1 protein-coding gene is annotated in these 19,028 nt (G+C 77.0%); it reads left to right on the forward strand.

Annotated elements, in window-relative coordinates:
- Positions 1-159 precede the first annotated feature (159 nt).
- A complete protein-coding gene (locus tag ACIP4P_RS00150) occupies positions 160-19,017 on the forward strand; it encodes a non-ribosomal peptide synthase/polyketide synthase (RefSeq protein WP_400913083.1) in 18,858 nt (6,285 codons plus the stop codon).
- Positions 19,018-19,028: the final 11 nt, after the last annotated feature.

Genomic DNA, 19,028 nt, shown 5'->3' on the forward strand with positions numbered 1-19,028 from the left:
ACCCGCCGCCCGGCTCACCCCGGCGGACCCGCACCACCTGTTCTGCCGTCACACCCGCACCACCGCACCACCGTCACACGCCCCCCGCAGCACCGGGGCCTGGTCCCCGCCCGTTCCGGTGCCCGCGTCGTGCCCTCCCCGTCCGGAAGGACCTTCGCCATGTCCGCCCAGCCCGCCCAGCCCGCGCGTCCGTCGGGCGCCCCGCCGCAGCCCCGGTGCGCCGCCGGGGTGCCGGAGGGTGCCGTCGACCCGTCCCCGGCCGGGCGGACGCTCCACGGACTGTTCGCCGCCCGGGTGGCCGAGGCGCCGGACGCGCCCGCGCTGACCGACGGCCGACGCACCTGGAGCTACCGGGAGTTGGCCGACCGGGTCGACCGGCTGGCCCGGTCGCTGCGACTGCGCGGCGCCGGTCCCGACCGGACGGTGGCGTTGGTGCTGCCGCGCTCGATGGAACTGGTCGCGGCGGAGCTGGCGGTGGCCCGGGCCGGTGCCGCCTTCCTGCCCGTCGACCCCGGCTACCCGGCCGAGCGGCGGGCGATGATGCTCGCCGACGCCGCGCCCGCGGTGGTGCTGGACGATCCGGCCCGGGTCCGCGCGGTCCTGGAGACGGCCGACACCGCCGAAGCCGCCGAAGCCGCCGAAGCCGCCGAAGCCGCCGACGTCGCCGAAGCCGAAGCCGAAGAGACGGTGGAGGTGGGCCCCGACCACGCGGCGTACGTCATCTACACCTCCGGCTCCACCGGGACGCCCAAGGGCGTGGTGGTCACCCACCGGGGCATCGCCGGGTTCACCGCGGCGGCCGTCGAGCGCTACGCGATCCGGCCCGGGGACCGGGTGCTGCAGTTCTCCTCACCGAGCTTCGACGCCTCCGTCCTGGAACTGTTCAGCTCCGTGCTGGCCGGGGCCACCCTGGTGGTCCCGCCGGACGGCCCCTGGCTGGGCGCCGAACTCGCCGCCGTGCTGGACGAGCACCGGATCACCCACGCGCTGATCCCGCCCGCCGCCCTGGCCACCGTGCCGGCCGGCACCGGCCGGCAGCTGCGCACCCTGATCGTCGGCGCCGAGGCCTGCCCGGCCGACCTGGTCGACCGCTGGGCGCCCGGCCGACGCATGATCAACTCCTACGGTCCGACCGAGGCCACCATCGTCGCCACCTGGACCGGCCCGCTCACCGCCGGCAGCGGCACCCCGACCATCGGCGGCGCGCTGCCGCACACCCGGGTGTACGTCCTCGACGCCGCCATGAACCCGCAACCGGCCGGGACCGACGGCGAGTTGTACATCGGCGGCGAGGGCGTCGCCCGCGGCTACCTGGGCCGCCCGGGCCTGACCGCCACCCGCTTCGTACCGGACCCCTTCGGGCCGCCCGGCGCCCGGCTCTACCGCACCGGCGACCGCGCCCGGTGGACCGCCGACGGGCAGCTGGAGTTCCTCGGCCGCCTCGACCGGCAGCTGAAGCTCCGCGGCTTCCGGATCGAACCCGGCGAGATCGAGGCCGCGCTGCGGGCCCACCCGGCCGTCGACCAGGCCGTCGTGGTGGTCCGCGAGGACGAGCCCGGCCGGCCCCGGCTGGTCGGCTACGCCACCCCCGCCGACCAGGGGAACGCCCCGGACCCGGCCGCCCTGCGGACCGCCCTGGCCGCCGCGCTGCCCGCCCACCTGGTGCCCGCCGCCGTGGTCGTGCTGCCCGCGCTGCCGCTCACCCCGCAGCTCAAGATCGACCAGCGCGCGCTGCCCGCGCCCGTCCGCGCCGAAGCCGGCGAGCCGGTCGCCCCGCGCACCGACGCGGAACGCGCCCTGGCCGCCGTCTGGGCCGAGGTGCTCGGCGTCGACCCGGTCGGCGTCGGCGACGACTTCTTCGAGCTGGGCGGCGACTCCATCCTCGCCGCCCGCACCCTGGCCCGGACCGCCGAACGGCTGGGCGTCCGGCTCACCCTCCGGGACGTCTTCACCGCCCGGACCGTCGCCGCCCTGGCCGCGCTGCTGGACGACCGCCCCTCCGCCGCCCCGCCCGCGCCGATCCCGCCCGCCCCGGCCGACCGACCGGCGCCCGCCTCCGCCGCCCAACGCCGGCTCTGGTTCCTGAACGACCTCGACGCCGGCGGCACCGAGTACAACACCGGGGTCGCCCTGCGGCTGCGCGGCACGCCCGACACCGAGGCGCTGCGCCGGGCCCTGCACCGGCTCGCCGAGCGCCACGACTCGCTGCGCACCACCTTCGGCACCGTCGACGGACGGCTCGTCCAGCACGTCGCCGCGGCCGTCGAACTGCCGCTGCGCAGCGCCGACCTGGGCGCGCTGCCCGCCGAGGAACGGGAAGCCGCCGCCGAACGCCTGCTGACCGAGGAGCTCGGCCGCCCGTACGACCTCGCCGGTGGTCCGCTCACCCGGGCGCTGCTGGTGCGCCTCGCCGACCGGGACCACCTGCTGCTGCTCGGGCAGCACCACATCGTCACCGACGGCTGGTCCGTCGGCGTGCTCACCCGCGAACTCGCCGCGCTCTACCGGGCGGAGGCCACCGGCGAGCCGGACGGACTGCCCGCATCCGCCCTCCAGTACCCCGACTTCGCGCACTGGGAGCAGCACCGCGCGGACCCCGGGACGGCCGCCGACCTCGGCTACTGGAAGCACTGCCTGGCCGACCTCCAGCCGCTCCAACTGCCCACCGACCGGCCCCGGCCCGCCCTGCGCACCACCGCCGGCGCCGCCCACCGCCACCACCTCCCGGCCGAACTGGTCGCCCGGCTGCGGCACTTGGCGGCCGGGCGGGGCACCACCGCGTTCACCCTGTTCGCCGGCGCGGCCGCGCTGCTCTTCGCGCGCTACTCCGGCCAGCGGGACATCGCCTTCGGCACCGTCACCACCGGGCGCGAGCGGCGGGAGCTGGAGGAGGTCACCGGCTTCTTCGTCAACACCGTGGTGCTGCGCGCCGACGTGGACGGCCGGGCCACCGTCGACCGCTTCACCGAGACCATGCGCACCACCCTGCTGGACGCCTTCGCCCACGCCGCCGCGCCCTTCGACCGGGTGGTCGAGGAACTGGCGCCGCCCCGCGACCCGAGCCGCACCCCGCTGGTGCAGGTGCTGGTCGTCCAGCAGACGCCCGTCGCCACGCCGTCCGGCGGCGGCCTGGCCTTCGCGGAGCACCCGCTGCCCCGCCCGGCCGCCCGGTTCGACCTGGTGCTGGAGTTCACCCCGGACAGGGCCGGCGGCTGCGCGCTGACCGTGGAGTACAACACCGACCTGTACGACCGGCGCACGGTCGCCCGGATGGCCCGGCACCTGCACCGGCTGCTCGCCGGGATGGCGGACGGCCCGCAGCGCACCCTCGCCGAACTCCCGATCCTCTCCGAGGAGGAGCAGCGCACCCTGCTCGACTCCTGGAACCCGCCGGTGGGCGGCGGACCGGACACCCCCGGCGCCGTGCTGCCCGGGCTGTTCGAGGCGCGGGCCGCCGAGGCCCCCGGGCGCACCGCCGTCGTCCACGGCCCGGTGCGGCTGGACTACGCGACGGTGAACCGTCGCGCCAACCGGCTGGCCCGGCTGCTGGTCGCCCGGGGTGCGGGCCCGGACCGGCTGGTCGGGATCTGCCTGCCGCGCTCGGCCGAACTCCCGGTCGCGGTCTGGGCGGTGCTGAAGTCGGGCGGGGCGTACCTGCCGGTGGACCCGGGGTACCCGGCCGAGCGGATCCGGCTGATGCTGACCGACGCCGACCCGGCGATCGTGCTGGCCACCCGGGAGACCGCGGCCGCGCTGCCGCCGGGGTTCCCGGTGCTGCTGCTGGACGAGCTCCCGGAGCCGGACGCCGACGTGACGGATGCCGATCCGACGGACGCCGACCTGACGGACGCCGACCGGATCGAGCCGCTGCTGCCCGACCACCCCGCCTACGTCATCTACACCTCCGGCTCGACCGGCCGCCCCAAGGGCGTCGTGGTCACCCACCGCACCGTCGCCGTCCTGGCGGACTGGGCCGCCGAGCGCTTCGGCCCGGACCGGCTGGCCCACGTGCTCGCCGCGACCTCGCTCAACTTCGACGTCTCGGTCTTCGAACTGCTCTGCCCGCTGCTGGTGGGCGGTTCGGTCGAAGTGGTCGCCGACCTCACCGTGCTCGCCGAGACCGACGGCGCGCAGCCGCGCCCGGTCGGCCTGCTCAGCGGGGTGCCCTCGGTGGTGTCCCGGCTGATCGCCGGGGGAGCGGCCCCGGTCGACCCGGAGACCGTGGTGCTGGCCGGCGAGGCCGTCACCGCCCGGGCGGTGCGGGACCTGCGGCAGGTGCTGCCCGGCAGCGCGGTCGCCAACCTGTACGGCCCCACCGAGGCCACCGTGTACGCCACCGCCTGGTTCGCCGGTGACCGGCTGCCGGAGCAGGCACCGCCGATCGGCCGGCCGATCGGACTGACCCGGGCCTATGTGCTGGACGCCGGGCTGCGCCCGCAACCGACCGGAGTGGTCGGCGAGTTGTACCTCGGCGGCGGTGGCCTGGCGCGCGGCTACCTGCGCCGCAGCGGGCTGACCTCCACCCGGTTCGTGGCCGACCCGTACGGCGAGCCGGGCGGCCGGATGTACCGCACCGGGGACCTCGCCCGGTGGAACGCCGACGGCGACCTGGAGTACGTCGGGCGGATCGACCAGCAGGTCAAGGTGCGCGGCTTCCGGATCGAACTGGGCGAGGTGGAGGAGGCCCTGCGGCGCTGCCCGGGCGTCGCCGAGGCGGCCGCCGCGGTCGTCGACGGCGACGGCAACCGGCGTCTGGTCGGCTACGTGGTGCCCGCCCCGGACGCCGGCCCGACGCCCGAGGAGGTGCGCCGCGCGCTCGCCCTGACCCTGCCCGACCACCTGGTGCCCGCGACCGTCCTGCTGCTGCCCGCCCTGCCGCTCAGCCCCAACGGCAAACTCGACCGCAGCCGGCTGCCCGACCCCGGGCCGGCCGAGCGGACCGTCCGCCACGTCGCCCCCCGTACCCCCGCAGAGCACGCGCTCGCCGCGATCTGGACGGACGTCCTGCGGCTGGACCGGGTCGGCGCCGACGACAACTTCTTCGACCTCGGCGGCGACTCCATCCTCGGCATCCAGGTGGTGGCCCGGGCCCGGCAGGAGGGGCTGCCGCTGACCTCCCGGGACCTCTACCGGCACCAGACGGTGGCCGCGCTGGCCCGCTGCGCCGACGCCGCCGAACGCCCGGCCGCCGTCCCCGCGGTGGCCGCGAGCGGCCCGGGTGTGCCCACCCCGATCCAGCGCTGGTGGTTCGAGCAGTCCGCAGGCCGGGCCGGGCACTTCAACCAGGCGCTCTCCCTGCTGCTGCCCGCCGACCTCGACCCGGCGGCGCTGGAGGAGGCGCTGAACGACCTGGTCGGGCACCACGACGCCCTGCGCTCCTCGTTCGAGGGCGGCGAACCGGACACCGTGCGCTGGCGGGTCGAGGACCGGACCGCCCGGCTGCGGCTGGGCCGGCACCACGGACCGGACGAGGACACCCCGCACTTCGGCCCGTTCGACCTGGGCGGCGGAGCGCTGCTGCGCGCCGTGCTGCACGAGCGTGGCGCGGGCCGGCCGCCGGTGCTGCACCTGGCCGTCCACCACCTGGTGGTCGACGGGGTCTCCTGGCGGGTCCTGCTGGAGGACCTCGACACCGCCTACCGGGCCCGCCGCGCGGGCCGGGACGGTGCGGGCGCGCTGCCCGCGAAGTCCTCGCCGCTGCGTCAGTGGTCCCAGCGGCTGGCCGAGTTCGCGGCCGCGGGCGGCTTCGAGGACGAGGCGGAGTACTGGGCGCGGGCCCTCCCGCGGGGCGCCGAGTCCGGCCTCGGTCCCGACTCCGACTCCGACTCCGACTCCGACTTCGGCATCGGCTCGGAGTCCGCTCTCGCCGCCGACCCCTTCCCGGCCGACGACCCGACCGGCGCCGACGACTACGCCTCGGCCCGCGAGGTGACCGTCCGGCTGACCCCCGCCGACACCGCCGTCCTGCTGCGCACCCTGCCCGACACCTACCGCACCCAGGCCAACGACGTGCTGCTGGGCGCCCTCGGCCGCGCCCTGTGCGGGGCGAGCGGCCGGGACCGGGTGCTGGTCGAGGTCGAGGGGCACGGTCGCGAGGAACTGTTCCCCGAGCTCGACCTCGGCCGCACCGTCGGCTGGTTCACCACCCGCCACCCGGTCGCCCTGGCGGTGCCCGCCGGGGCCGACTGGGACGCCGTGCTCAAGCAGGTCAAGGAGCAGCTGCGGGCCGTCCCCCGGCGCGGCCTCGGCTTCGACGCGCTGCGCCACCTCGGCCGCCCCGGGACGGCACCGGCCGCCCCGGCCGCCCGGATCAGCTTCAACTACCTGGGCCGGATGGACGTTTCGGACGGCACCGGCGACACCAGCGACACCGAGGACACGGACGGCACGGGCCGGCCCGGCGGGCTGCTGCGCGGCACCTTCCGCCCGCTGGAACTGGACGCCGACCCGGCCGCCCGGCGCCCGCACGCCCTGGAGGTGATCGGCCGACTCGTCGACGAGAGCCTGGAGTTCACCTTCTGCTACGCCGGTTCCCGGCACCGCCCGGCCACCGTCGAGGCACTGGCCCGGCGCTACGCGGAGGAACTCGCCGACCTCGCCCGCTTCGCCGCCCGCCCCGACGCGGCCGGCCGGACCCCGTCCGACTTCCCGCTGGCCCGGCTCGACCAGCCGGCCGTCGACCGGATCGCCGGGGACGACCCGGGCGCGATCGAGGACGTCCTCCCGCTGACGCCCACCCAGGCCGGGATGCTCTTCCACGGCCTCGCCGAGGAGGACAGCGGCGCCTACTTCCAGCAGCTCGACTTCGTGCTGGACGGAGTGCCCGACCCGAGGCGGCTGGCCGAGGCCTGGCAGTGGGTGAGCGACCGCACCGAGGTGCTGCGCGCCGAGGTCCGCTGGCAGGGCGTCCCCGAGCCGGTGCTGGTGGTCCACCGCCGGGCCGAGCTGCCGGTCGCCCGGCTGGACTGGCGCGCGGTGCCGGAGCCCGACCGCCCGGCCCGGCTGGCCGAACTGCTGGACCGCGACCGGGCCCGCGGCCTCGACCTCGACCTGGCCCCGCTCCAGCGGCTGGTGCTGATCCGCCTCACCGACGACCGGGTGCGGGTGCTGTGGTCCTTCCACCACCTGGTGCTGGACGGCTGGAGCCTGTTCCAGGTGCTCTCGGACGTCTTCGCCGTGCACGCCGCGCTGGCCCGGACCGGAGCCGGGGCGGACGTCCCGTACGGCACCGTGCCGGAGCGTCGGCCCTACCGCGACTTCGTCGCCTGGCTGCGCGAGCGCGACACCGCCGAGGCCGAACGGCACTGGCGGGAGCGGCTGGCCGGGGTCACCGAGCCGACCCCGCTGCCCTACGACCGCGAACCGCGGCAGAGCCACCGCGCGGAGTCCACCCGGGCGGTGCCGTTCACCCTGCCCGCCGCCGCGACCCGGGCCCTGGAGGAGCTGGCCCGGGGCGCCGGACTCACCCTGAACACGGTGGTCCAGGGCGCCTGGGCGATCCTGCTCGGCCGCCAGGCGAACCGCGCCGACGTGCTGTTCGGCACCACCTCCTCGGGGCGGCCGCCCGAGCTGCCCGGCGTGGAGACGATGACCGGGCTGTTCATCACCACCCTGCCCACCCGGACCGCGGTGCCCGCCGACGGCACCCTGCTGGACTGGCTGCGCGCCCTCCAGGAGGCGCAGAGCGAGGACCGCCGACACGGCTTCCTGCCGCTCACCCGCCTCCGGGCCGGTACCGGACTCCCGGAGCAGAGCGCCCTGTTCGACAGCCTGGTGGTCTTCGAGAACTACCCCGTCGACGAGGACGCGGCCGCCGCCCACGGCCTGCGGCTGCGCGAACTGGACGGCATCGAGACCACCAACTACCCGCTCGCCCTGCTGGCCTACCCGGGGCCGGAGCTGGCCCTGCGGCTGTGCTACGACCCCCGGCTGTTCGACGCCGCCACCGTCCGGCGCACCGCCCGGCAGCTCACCGCCCTGCTGACCGCCCTGCCCGGGGCGGCCGGGCGCCCGCCCGCGCGGATCCCGCTGCTGGCCGCCGAGGAGCGCCGCCGGGTGCTGGTCGACTGGAACGACACCGCGGTCGAGCGGCCCGAACGGGACATCTCGGAGCTGTTCGCCGAACAGGTCCGGCGCGTCCCCGGGGCGATCGCCCTGGAGGCGGGCGAGGAGAAGCTGAGCTACCGCGAACTCGACGCCCGCGCGGCCGGGTTGGCCGGGCGGCTGGCCGCGCTCGGGGTCGGCCCGGAGCGCCCGGTCGGGGTCCTGATGGACCGTTCCGTCGCGCTGGTCGTGGCCCAGCTGGCCCTGGTCCGGGCCGGCGGGGTGTACGTCCCGCTGGACGGCCGGGCGCCGCGCGAGCGGCTGCACCGGATGCTCGCTGCGGCCGGCGCCGAACTGCTGCTCACCGACGCCGAGTGGGCCGCGACCGCCGGTGAACTGCTCCCGGCGGACCGGGTGTTGCGCGCCGACCGGCCCGAGCCGACCGGACCGGCACCGGAGGCCGTGCCGGTCCACCCCGACCACCTCCAGTACCTGATGTTCACCTCCGGCTCCACCGGCACCCCCAAGGGCGTCGCGGTGCGCCGCCGGGACGTCGCCGCGCTCGCCCTGGACCGGGCCTTCGCCGGGCACGATCGGGTGCTGGTGCACTCCCCGCACGCCTTCGACGCCTCCACCTACGAACTCTGGGCGCCGCTGCTGCACGGCGGCACCGCCGTCCTCGCCCCGCCCGGGGACCTGGACGCCGCCGCCGTCCGGCACGCCGTCCGCGAGCAGGGCGTGCGCCACCTGTTCCTGACCATCGGGCTGTTCCGGCTGATCGCCCAGGACGACCCGGGCAGCCTGCGCGGCGCCCGGGAGGTGTGGACCGGCGGCGAGGCGGTGCCCGGCGCGGTGGTGGGCCGGGTGCTGGAGGCCTGCCCCGAGCTCACCGTGGTCGACGTCTACGGTCCGACCGAGACCACCACCTTCGCCACCCGCCGGCCCTTCCGCGCCGGCGAGCCGCTGCCCGCCGTGCTGCCGATCGGCCGCCCGCTGGACAACACCCGGGCGTACGTCCTGGACGGCGCGCTGCAGCCGCAACCCCCGGGCATCACCGGTGAGTTGTACCTGGCCGGGGCCGGACTGGCGCGCGGCTACACCGGCCGGCCGGGGGAGACCGCGGCCCGGTACCTGGCCGACCCCTACGGTCCGCCCGGCAGCCGGATGTACCGCACCGGGGACACCGTCCGCTGGAGCGAGGACGGCGAACTGCACTTCGTCGGCCGTGCGGACGACCAGATCAAGATCCGCGGCTTCCGGATCGAACCCGCCGAGATCGAGGCCCGGCTGACCGCCCACCCGGCCGTCGCCGAGGCCGTGGTCTCGCTGAACCGGGACGGCGGGCGCAAGCGGCTGGTCGCCCACCTGGTGCTGGTGCCCGCCGAGAGCGCCGGGGCCGCCGGGGCCGCCGGTCACGCGGCACCGCCCACCGCCGCCGAGCTGCGCGCCCACCTGGCCGCCGACCTGCCCGACTACATGCTGCCCGCCGCCTTCGTCACGGTGCCCGAACTCCCGCTGACGGCCAACGGCAAGCTGGACCGCGGCCGGCTGCCCGCCCCCGACTGGTCCACGGCCGGCGGCGCCGCCCACCGCGCGCCGCGCACGGAGGCCGAACGCGCCCTCGCCGGGATCTGGGCGGACCTGCTCGGGGTGGCACGGGTCGGCGTCGACGACGACTTCTTCCTGCTCGGCGGGGACTCCATTCTGAGCATCCAGGTGGTCTCCCGGGCCCGCGCCGCCGGCCTGGCGCTGTCCCCCCGCGACCTGTTCCGGCACCCCACCGTCGCCGCGCTGGCCGCGGCCGCCGGCACCGCCGTCACCGTCCTCGGCACCGAGGCGGTCAGCGGCGAGGTCGCCCTGACGCCCATCCAGCACTGGTTCCTCGACCCGGGCCCGGCGCAGGCCCAGCACTTCAACCAGTCCCTGGTGGTGGAGGCGCCCGGCGCGGTCGACCCGGCGGCGCTGCGCCGCGCCCTGACCGCGTTGTGGGCCCACCACGACGCCCTGCGCTGCCGCTTCACCCCCGGCCCCGACGGCGACTGGCAGCAGCACTGCGCCCCCGCCGACGCCACCGCCCCCGAGCTGCTGGAGGTCCACCCGGGGGACGACGAGGCGGCGGTGACCGAGGCCGCCCAGGCCGGCTTCCGGCTGGACCGCGGGCCGCTGTTCACCGCCCGGCTGTTCACCGGCGGCGACCGGCCCGACCGGCTGCTGCTCGCCGTCCACCACCTGGTGGTCGACGGCGTCTCCTGGCGGGTGCTGCTGGAGGACCTGGAGACCGCCTACCGACAGGCCGTCGAGGGCCGCCCGCTGCGGCTGCCCGCCCGCACCAGCTCCGTCCGGGAGTGGACCCGCCGGCTGCGCGCCCACACTACGGACGGCGGCTTCGCCGACCAGCGCGCCCACTGGGCGGCCGCCGCCGCGGCCTGCGCCGCGCCGCTGCCGGTGGACGGCAAGGGCGGCAACACCGCCGCCGACCTGCGCAGCGTGACCGTCCGACTGGACCGCGAGCGCACCGAGCGGCTGCTCCGCCAGGTGCCCGCGGTCTACCGCACCCGGATCGACGACGTGCTGCTCACCGCCCTCGGCCGGGCGCTCGCCGACTGGACCGGGCGGCGCACCGTCGCCGTCGGCCTGGAGGGGCACGGCCGCGAGGAGGAGCTGTTCGAGGGCGTCGACCTGTCCCGTACGGTCGGCTGGTTCACCTCGCTGTACCCGGTCGCCCTGGAGATCCCGGACGTGCCGGACGTGCCGGACGTGCCGGACGCCCCGGACGCCTCGGACGGCGACTGGGGCGCCGCGCTGAAGTCCGTCAAGGAGCAGCTGCGCGCGGTGCCGGACCGCGGCCTCGGCTACGGCGCGCTGCGCCACCTCGCCCGGGACGCGGCGCTCGCCGACGCCCCCGCCCCCGGGATCAGCTTCAACTACCTCGGCCGCTTCGACTGGTCCGCCGCCGACGCCGCCCTGGTGCGGGCCGTCCCCGGCGGCCTCGGCGGCGCGGAGGCGCCCGGCACCGAGCGCCCGCACCTGCTGGACGTGGTCGCCCGGGTCGAGGACGGGCGGCTGGAGATCGGCTGGCACTACAGCGCGGGCCGGCACACCGAACGGACCGTCACCGACCTGGCCGAGGCGATGCTCCGCGCGCTGGAGGGGATCCTCGCCCACTGCGCCCGCCCGGGGGCGGGCGGCCGCACCCCGTCCGACTTCCCGCTGGCCCGGCTGGACCAGGCCGCGGTGGACCGGATCGCCGGGGACGGCCGGAGCGTCGCCGACGTCCTCCCGCTGACGCCGATGCAGGCGGGCATGCTGTTCCACAGCCTGCTGGAGCCGGACGGCGGCACCTACGTCAACCAGGTCCAGCTGCTGCTGACCGGGGTCACCGACCCGGGGGCGCTGGCCGAGGCCTGGCAGCGGACCGCGGACGCCAACCCGGTGCTGCGCACCCGGCTCAGCTGGCAGGACACCGCCGAGCCGGTGCAGGTCGTGCAGCAGCGGGTGGTGCTACCGGTGGCCCGGCACGACTGGAGCGAGCGGTCCGCCGAGGAGGTCGAGCGCGACACCGCCCGGCTGCTCGCCGCCGACCTGGCCGCCGGCATCGACCTGGCCGCCGGGCCGCTGCTGCGGCTCTCGCTGATCCGGCTCGCCCCCGACCGGGTCCGGCTGGTGTGGACCTTCCACCACGTGCTGCTGGACGGCTGGAGCGCCGCCCAGGTCTTCGACGAGGTCTGCGAGCGCTACGCCGCGCTGACCGCCGGACGCCCGCCGCAGCTCGCCGAGCGCGCGCCCTTCGCCGACTACCTGCGCTGGCTGTCCGAGCAGGACCAGGCGCGGGCCGAACGGTACTGGCGGGACACCCTGGCCGGCTTCCCCGCTCCCACCGAACTGCCCCGGGACCGCCGCCCCGCCGGGGCCCACCAGGCCGCCGCCTCCGCCAAGGTGCGGATCGGCCTGGGCACCGGGCTCTCCGAGCGGCTGCGCGACACCGCCCGGCAGGCCGGGCTCACCGTCAACACCGTGCTCCAGGGTGCCTGGGCGTTGCTGCTCTCCCGCTACGGCGGCGGCGAGGACGTGGTGTTCGGCACCATCGTCTCCGGCCGACCGGCCGAACTCCCCGGCGTCACCTCGATGGTGGGGCTGTTCATCAACGCGCTGCCGACCCGGGCCCGGATCGACCCCCGGCGCCCGCTGCGGGACTGGCTGCGGGAGCTCCAGGACGCCCAGTCCGAGGCCCGCCGGTACGACGCCGTCTCGCTGGCCCAGCTCCAGACCTGGAGCGAACTGCCGGGCGGCACCGGCCTGTTCGACAGCATCCTGGTCTTCGAGAACTACCCGTTCGACGCCGGGGCGCTGAGCCGGTACGGCCTGTCGGTGGCGACCGAACACGTCCTGGAGCCGACCAGCTACGCGCTCAGCGTGGTGGTCAACCCCGGCGAGGCCGTCGAGATCGACCTGGACCACGACCCGGCCGCCTTCGACACCGTCACCGTCGAGGGGCTCGGGGCGAGCCTGCGCACCCTGCTGGCGGCGCTGGCCGACGGCCTCGACCGGACCGCCGGGGACCTGCCGCTGGTGGCCCCGGAGCAGGGCCGCGCACTGGTCGAACGCCTCGGCGGGCAGCGGCTCGCGCTGCCGAACGGCACCCTGCCGGAGGCCTTCGCCCGGCAGGCCGCCCGCACCCCCGACGCCCCGGCCGTCCGCTGCGGCGACACCCTGCTGAGCCACCGGGAGCTGGACGAGCGCTCCAACCGGCTGGCCCGGCTGCTGATCGCGGCCGGCGCGGGCCCCGAGCGCTTCGTCGCCCTCGCGCTGCCGCGCACCGCGGAGCTGGTGGTGGCGCTGCTCGCGGTGCTCAAGAGCGGGGCCGGCTACCTGCCGGTCGACCCCGGCTACCCGGCCGAGCGGATCGCCTACCTGTTCGAGGACGTCCGCCCCGACGCCGTGATCACCGGCACCGGGGCCCAGCAGCGGCTGCCGGAGGGCCCGTTCACCCGGATCGTCCTGGACGACCCGGACTGCGCCGCCCGGCTGGCCGCGGCGTCCGCCGAACCGGTGGACGTGCAGGAACGATCCGCCCCCCTGCTGCCCGGCCACCCCGCGTACGTCATCCACACCTCCGGCTCGACCGGCCGCCCCAAGGGCGTGGTGGTCGCCCACGCCTCCGTGCTGGCCCTGACCGACTGGGCGGAGCGGGAGTTCGGCGACCGGGGCCTGGCCCACGTGCTCGCCTCGACCTCGCTCAACTTCGACGTGTCGGTGTTCGAGCTCTTCGCGCCGCTGCTCGCCGGCGGCTGCGTGGAACTCGTCCGGGACCTGCTGGCCCTCGCCGAACGGCCCGGCCGCTGGGAGGCCGGACTGGTCAGCGCCGTGCCCTCCGCCCTCGGCGGGCTGCTGGCCGAGAACACCGTACGGCTCGGCGCGCAGACCGTGCTGCTGGCCGGCGAGGCCCTGCCCGCCCGCACCTTGCGACAGGTCCGGGAGGCCGTCCCCGGCTGCCGGGTGCTCAACGTCTACGGCCCCACCGAGGCCACCGTCTACGCCACCGCCGCCCTCTGCGACCCCGCCGACCCCGACCGCGATCCGCCGATCGGCCGACCGGTCGGCGGCGCCCGCGCCTACGTCCTGGACGAGCGGCTGCGCCCCGTGCCGGTCGGCGCGCCGGGGGAGCTGTACCTGGCCGGCACCGGCGTGGCCCGCGGCTACCTGCGCCGCCCCGGCCTGACCGCCGCCCGCTTCCTGCCCGACCCCTTCGGCCGGCCCGGCGCCCGGATGTACCGCACCGGGGACCTGGTGCGCTGGACGGCCGGCGGTGACCTGACCTACCTCGGCCGCGCCGACGACCAGGTCAAGGTCCGCGGCTTCCGGATCGAACTCGGCGAGCTGGAGGCCGCGTTGGCCCGCCACCCGCAGGTCGCCGCGGCCGCCGCCCGGGTGCTGGAACAGGACGGCCACAAGCGGCTGGTCGGCTACGCGGTGGCCCGCGACGGCGACCTGCCGGACCCGGCCGAGTGGCGGGCCTTCCTCGGCCGCACCCTCCCCGACCACCTGGTACCCGCCCTGGTGGTGCCGCTGGAGCGGCTGCCGCTCGGCGCCACCGGCAAGCTCGACCGGCGCGCCCTGCCCGTACCGACCTGGCACACCCCGGCCGCCGGCGGCACCACGCCGCCGCGCACCGACGCCGAACGCACCCTGGCCGCAATCTGGGCCGAGGTCCTCAAGGTCCCCGACGTCGGCGCCGAGTCCAACTACTTCGCGCTCGGCGGCGACTCCATCCTGGGCCTGCAGATCGTCTCGGCGGCCCGCCGGGCCGGCCTCACCCTGACCCCGCGCGACCTCTTCGCCCACCAGATGCTGGCCGAACTCGCCCGCGCCGCCGAGCAGTCGCCGGTCGCGCCGGGCGCCGACGACCAGGGCCCGGTGACCGGCGACGCCCCGCTCACCCCGATCCAGCACTGGCTGTTCGACACCCTCGACGGGGACCCGGCCCGGCTCACCCAGTCCGTCGCCTTCCGGCTCGCCCCCGACACCGACGAGCGGCTGCTGCGGGACGCGCTGGCCGCCGTCCTGACCCAGCACGACGCGCTGCGCCTGCGCTACCGGCCGCTCGCCGACGGCCGGTGGCACCAGCACTTCGCCGAACCCGCCGAGGACCCCGGGCTCAGCAGCCACCGGCCGCGCAGCGCCGAGGAGTTGGACCGGCTGCGGGAGGAGCTCGCCGAGGGCTTCGACCTGGCCGCCGGGCCGCTGCTGCGCGCCGCGCTGTGCCACCTCCCGGACGACCCGCACCCCGTGCTGCTGCTGGCCGCGCACCACCTGGTGGTGGACGCGGTGTCCTGGCGGCTGATCCTGGAGGACCTGGACACCGCCCACCGCGCCCTGCGGGCCGGGCGCCGGCCCGACCTCGGCGCCAGGACCTCCTCCTACCGGGCCTGGGCCGAGCAGCTCACCCGGGCCGCCGCCGAGGGCGACTTCGACGGCCAACTCGCCCACTGGCAGGGCCAGCGGACCGAACCGCCGACCGTCCTGCCGACCGACCTCGCGGGCGCCAACACGGCCGCCGAGGAGGAGACGCTGACCGTCGCCCTGGCCGCCGACGAGACCACCCGGCTGCTCCAGGACGTGCCGGAGGCCTACCGCACCCGGGTCAACGACGTGCTGCTCTGCGCCCTCGGCCGGGTGCTCGCCCGCTGGACCGGACGGGACACCGCGACGGTCGCCCTGGAGGGCCACGGCCGCGAGGGCCTCTTCGGCCTCGACCTCTCCCGCACCGTCGGCTGGTTCACCGCGATGTACCCCGTCGTCCTGGACGTCCCCCGCACCGCCGACACCGGCACCGTGCTCAAGGCCGTCAAGGAACGGCTGCGCGCCGTCCCGTCCGGCGGCATCGGCTACGGCGCCCTGCGCTACCTGAGCGACACCCCCGACCTGCCCGGACTGCCGCAGATCGGCTTCAACTACCTCGGCCGACAGGACTGGAGCGCCACCCCGGGCGGCCTGCTGCACTCCCCGTACGGGCCGCTCACCGGCGGCCTGGACCGCACCGCGGAACGGCCGCACCTGCTCGACGTGCTCGGCCGGGTCACCGACGGCCGACTGGAGTTCAGCTGGTCCTACTCCCGCGAACGGCACCACCGGGCCACCGTCGCCCGGCTCGCCGCCGAACTGCTCGACGAACTGCGGGAGATCACCCGGCACTGCACCGCACCCGGGGCCGGCGGCCGCACCCCGTCCGACTTCCCGCTCGCCCCGCTCGACCAGGCCACCGTCGACCGGCTGGTCGGCGACGGGCGCGAGGTCGCCGACCTCCAACGGCTCACCCCCACCCAGACCGGCATGGTGCTGCACGGCCTGGACGAGGCCGGCAGCGGCCTCTACGTGGAGCAGCTCACCTTCGTGCTGGACGGCGCCCGCGACCCGGGGGCGCTGGCCGCCGCCTGGCAGCACGTGGTCGACCGCACCCCCGTGCTGCGCACCGCCGTCGCCCTGCGCGACGTCCCGGTGCCGCTGCAGGTGGTGCACCGGCGGGCGGCCCTCCCGGTCACCCACCACGACTGGAGCGCCCTGCCCGAGGCGGACCGCGGCACCCGGCTGGACCGGCTGCTCGCCGAGGAGCGGGCCCGCCCGCTCGCCCTGGACCGCGCCCCGCTGCTGCGGCTCCACCTGATCCGGCTCGGCCCGGACGCCGTCCGGGTGGTGTGGACCTTCCACCACGTGCTGCTGGACGGCTGGAGCGTCTTCCACGTGCTCGCCGACGTCCTGGCCGCGCACGCCGCGCTGGCCGCCGGGGAACGGCCGGACCTGCCCGAACGCCGGCCCTTCGCGGACTACGTGGGCTGGCTCGCCGCCCGCGAGCGGACCCGCGACACCGCCCGGGCGGCCGGCGCCGACCCCGCCCCCGAGCACTGGCGCACGGTGCTCGCCGACCTCGCCGCGCCCACCCCGCTGCCCTACGACCGCCGGCCCGCCCCCGGCGCCACCACCCGCTCCGGACAGTGGCTCTCGCACCGGCTCGACCCGGCCGCGACCGACCGGCTGCGGGACTTCGCCCGCCGCCACCGGGTCACCCTCAACACCCTGGTGCAGGGCGCCTGGGCGCTGCTGCTCGCCCACCGCAGCGGCGAGGACCGGGTGTGCTTCGGCACCACCGTCTCCGGGCGCCCGGCCGACCTGCCCGGCGCCGACGCCATCGTCGGCCTGTTCATCACCACCCTGCCCGCCCGGGTCGCCGTCGACGGCGACCGCGGCTGCGCGGACTGGCTGCGCGCCCTTCAGCAGGAGCGCGCCGAGGACCGCCGGTTCGAGCACGTGCCGCTGGCCGAGATCCAGGGCCTCAGCCAACTCCCGCCCGGCACCCCGCTGTTCGACAGCCTGGTGGTGATGGAGAACTATCCGGTCGACGAGTCGACGGCCGGCGCCCACGGCCTGCGGATCCGCGAACTGGACGCCCGGGAGGCCACCAACTACCCGCTCACCGTGGTCGTCTCGCCGGGGGAGCGGCTCGCCGTCGAACTCGGCCACGACCCCCGCTACCTGGACCGGGAGACCGCCCGCGGCCTGGCCGACCAACTGCTGCACATCCTGGACGCGCTGGCCGCCACCGACGGCACCGTCCGGCTGGCCGAACTCGACCTGCTGCCGCCCGGAGAACGGGACCGGCTGCTGCGCGGACCGGCCCGCCCCGAGCCCGACCCGGCCGCCCCGGTCGTCCCGGTGAGCCTGCCCGCCCTGGTCGAGGCCGCCGTCGACCGCCGGCCGGACGCCGTGGCACTGAGCGCCGACGGCCTGGAACTGACCTACGCCGAACTGGAGGCCCACGCCAACCGCCTGGCGCACCGGCTGATCGCCCGCGGCGCGGGCCCCGGCCGACTCGTCGCCCTGCTGCTGCCGCGCTCGGCGGACATGCTGCTGGCCGAGCTGGCGGTCGCCAAGACCGGCGCCGCCTTCCTCCCCGTCGACCCCACCTACCCCGACGAGCGGGTGGAGTCGATGCTGCGCGACGCGGCGCCCGCGCTCACCCTGGACGCCAAGGAGACCGCCGCCCTGCTGGCCGCCGCACCGAACGGCACCGCCGCACACCGCCCCACCGACGCCGACCGGACCCGCCCGCTCGACCTCGACGACCCCGCCTACGTCATCTACACCTCCGGCTCCACCGGCACCCCCAAGGGCGTCGTGCTCACCCACCGCGGCCTGGCCGGCTTCGCCGCCGCCGAGGCCGCCCACTACCGGGTCGCCCCGGGGGACCGGGTGCTGGCCTTCGCCACGCCCAGCTTCGACGCCTCCGTGCTGGAACTCTGCCTGGCCCTGCCGCACGGCGCCCGGCTGGTGGTCCCGCCGCCCGGGCCGCTGCTCGGCGCCCAGCTGGCCGACCTGCTGCGGGCCGAGCGGATCACCCACACCCTGCTGCCGCCCGCCGCCCTCGCCACCCTGCCGCCCGACACCCCCGGCACGCTGCCCGAACTGCGGACCCTGATCGTCGGCGCCGAAGCCTGCGGCGCCGACCTGGTCGCCCGCTGGGCCCCGCACCACCGGATGGTCAACTCCTACGGCCCCACCGAGGCCACCGTGGTCGCCACCTGGTCCGCGCCGCTGACCGCCGACGGCGCCGCCCCGCCGATCGGCCGCCCGCTGCCCGGCACCGGCGTCTACGTGCTGGACGCCCGGCGGCGCCCGGTGCCCGACGGCACCCCGGGCGAACTCTGGCTGAGCGGACCGGCGCTCGCCCGCGGCTACCTCGGCCGCCCGGGCCTGACCGCCGCCCGGTTCACCGCCGACCCGTACGGGCCGCCCGGCGGCCGGATGTACCGCACCGGCGACCTGGTGCGCCGCGACCGCCACGGCGAACTGCACTACCTGGGCCGCACCGACCACCAGCTGAAGCTGCGCGGCCACCGGATCGAGGCGGGCGAGGTCGAAGCCGCCCTGGTGCGCCACCCGGCCGTGCTGGACGCCGTGGTGGGCATCCGGGAGGACGAACCCGGACAGCCCCGGCTGGTCGCCCACCTGCTGGCCGCCCCCGGCGCCGAACCGCCGACCGGCGCCGAACTGCGGGCGCTGGCCGCCCGCTCACTGCCCGGCCACATGGTCCCGACCGCCTTCGCCGTCCTCGACCGCTTCCCGCTCACCCCCGGCGGCAAGACCGACCGCGCCGCGCTGCCCGCACCCGAGCCCGCCACCGGGCACGCGCTCGAAGGACTGGCCCCGCGCACGCCCACCGAGGAGGCGGTCGCCGAGCTGTGGGCCGAGGCACTGGGCACCGCCGTCGGCGTGACCGACGACTTCTTCCTGCTCGGCGGCGACTCCATGCGGGCCCTGCTGATCGCCTCCCGCGCCAACGACGCCTTCGGCGTCACGCTCACCCCCCGCGACGTCCTGGTCTCCCGCACCGTGGCCGACCTGGCCGAACTGGTGGAGGACCTGGTGCTCAGCGAACTCGAAGACGCCGCGTCCGGCGACCCCGACGATGACGAACGGTGAGGATCCGACGA

It is taken from the genome of Kitasatospora sp. NPDC089509 (assembly GCF_044749365.1).
GTDB lineage: Bacteria > Actinomycetota > Actinomycetes > Streptomycetales > Streptomycetaceae > Kitasatospora.

Coding starts and splice junctions, on each gene's coding strand:
- ACIP4P_RS00150 (WP_400913083.1), top strand. CDS start 160: ATGTCCGCCCAGCCCGCCCAGCCCGCGCGTCCGTCGGGCGCCCCGCCG.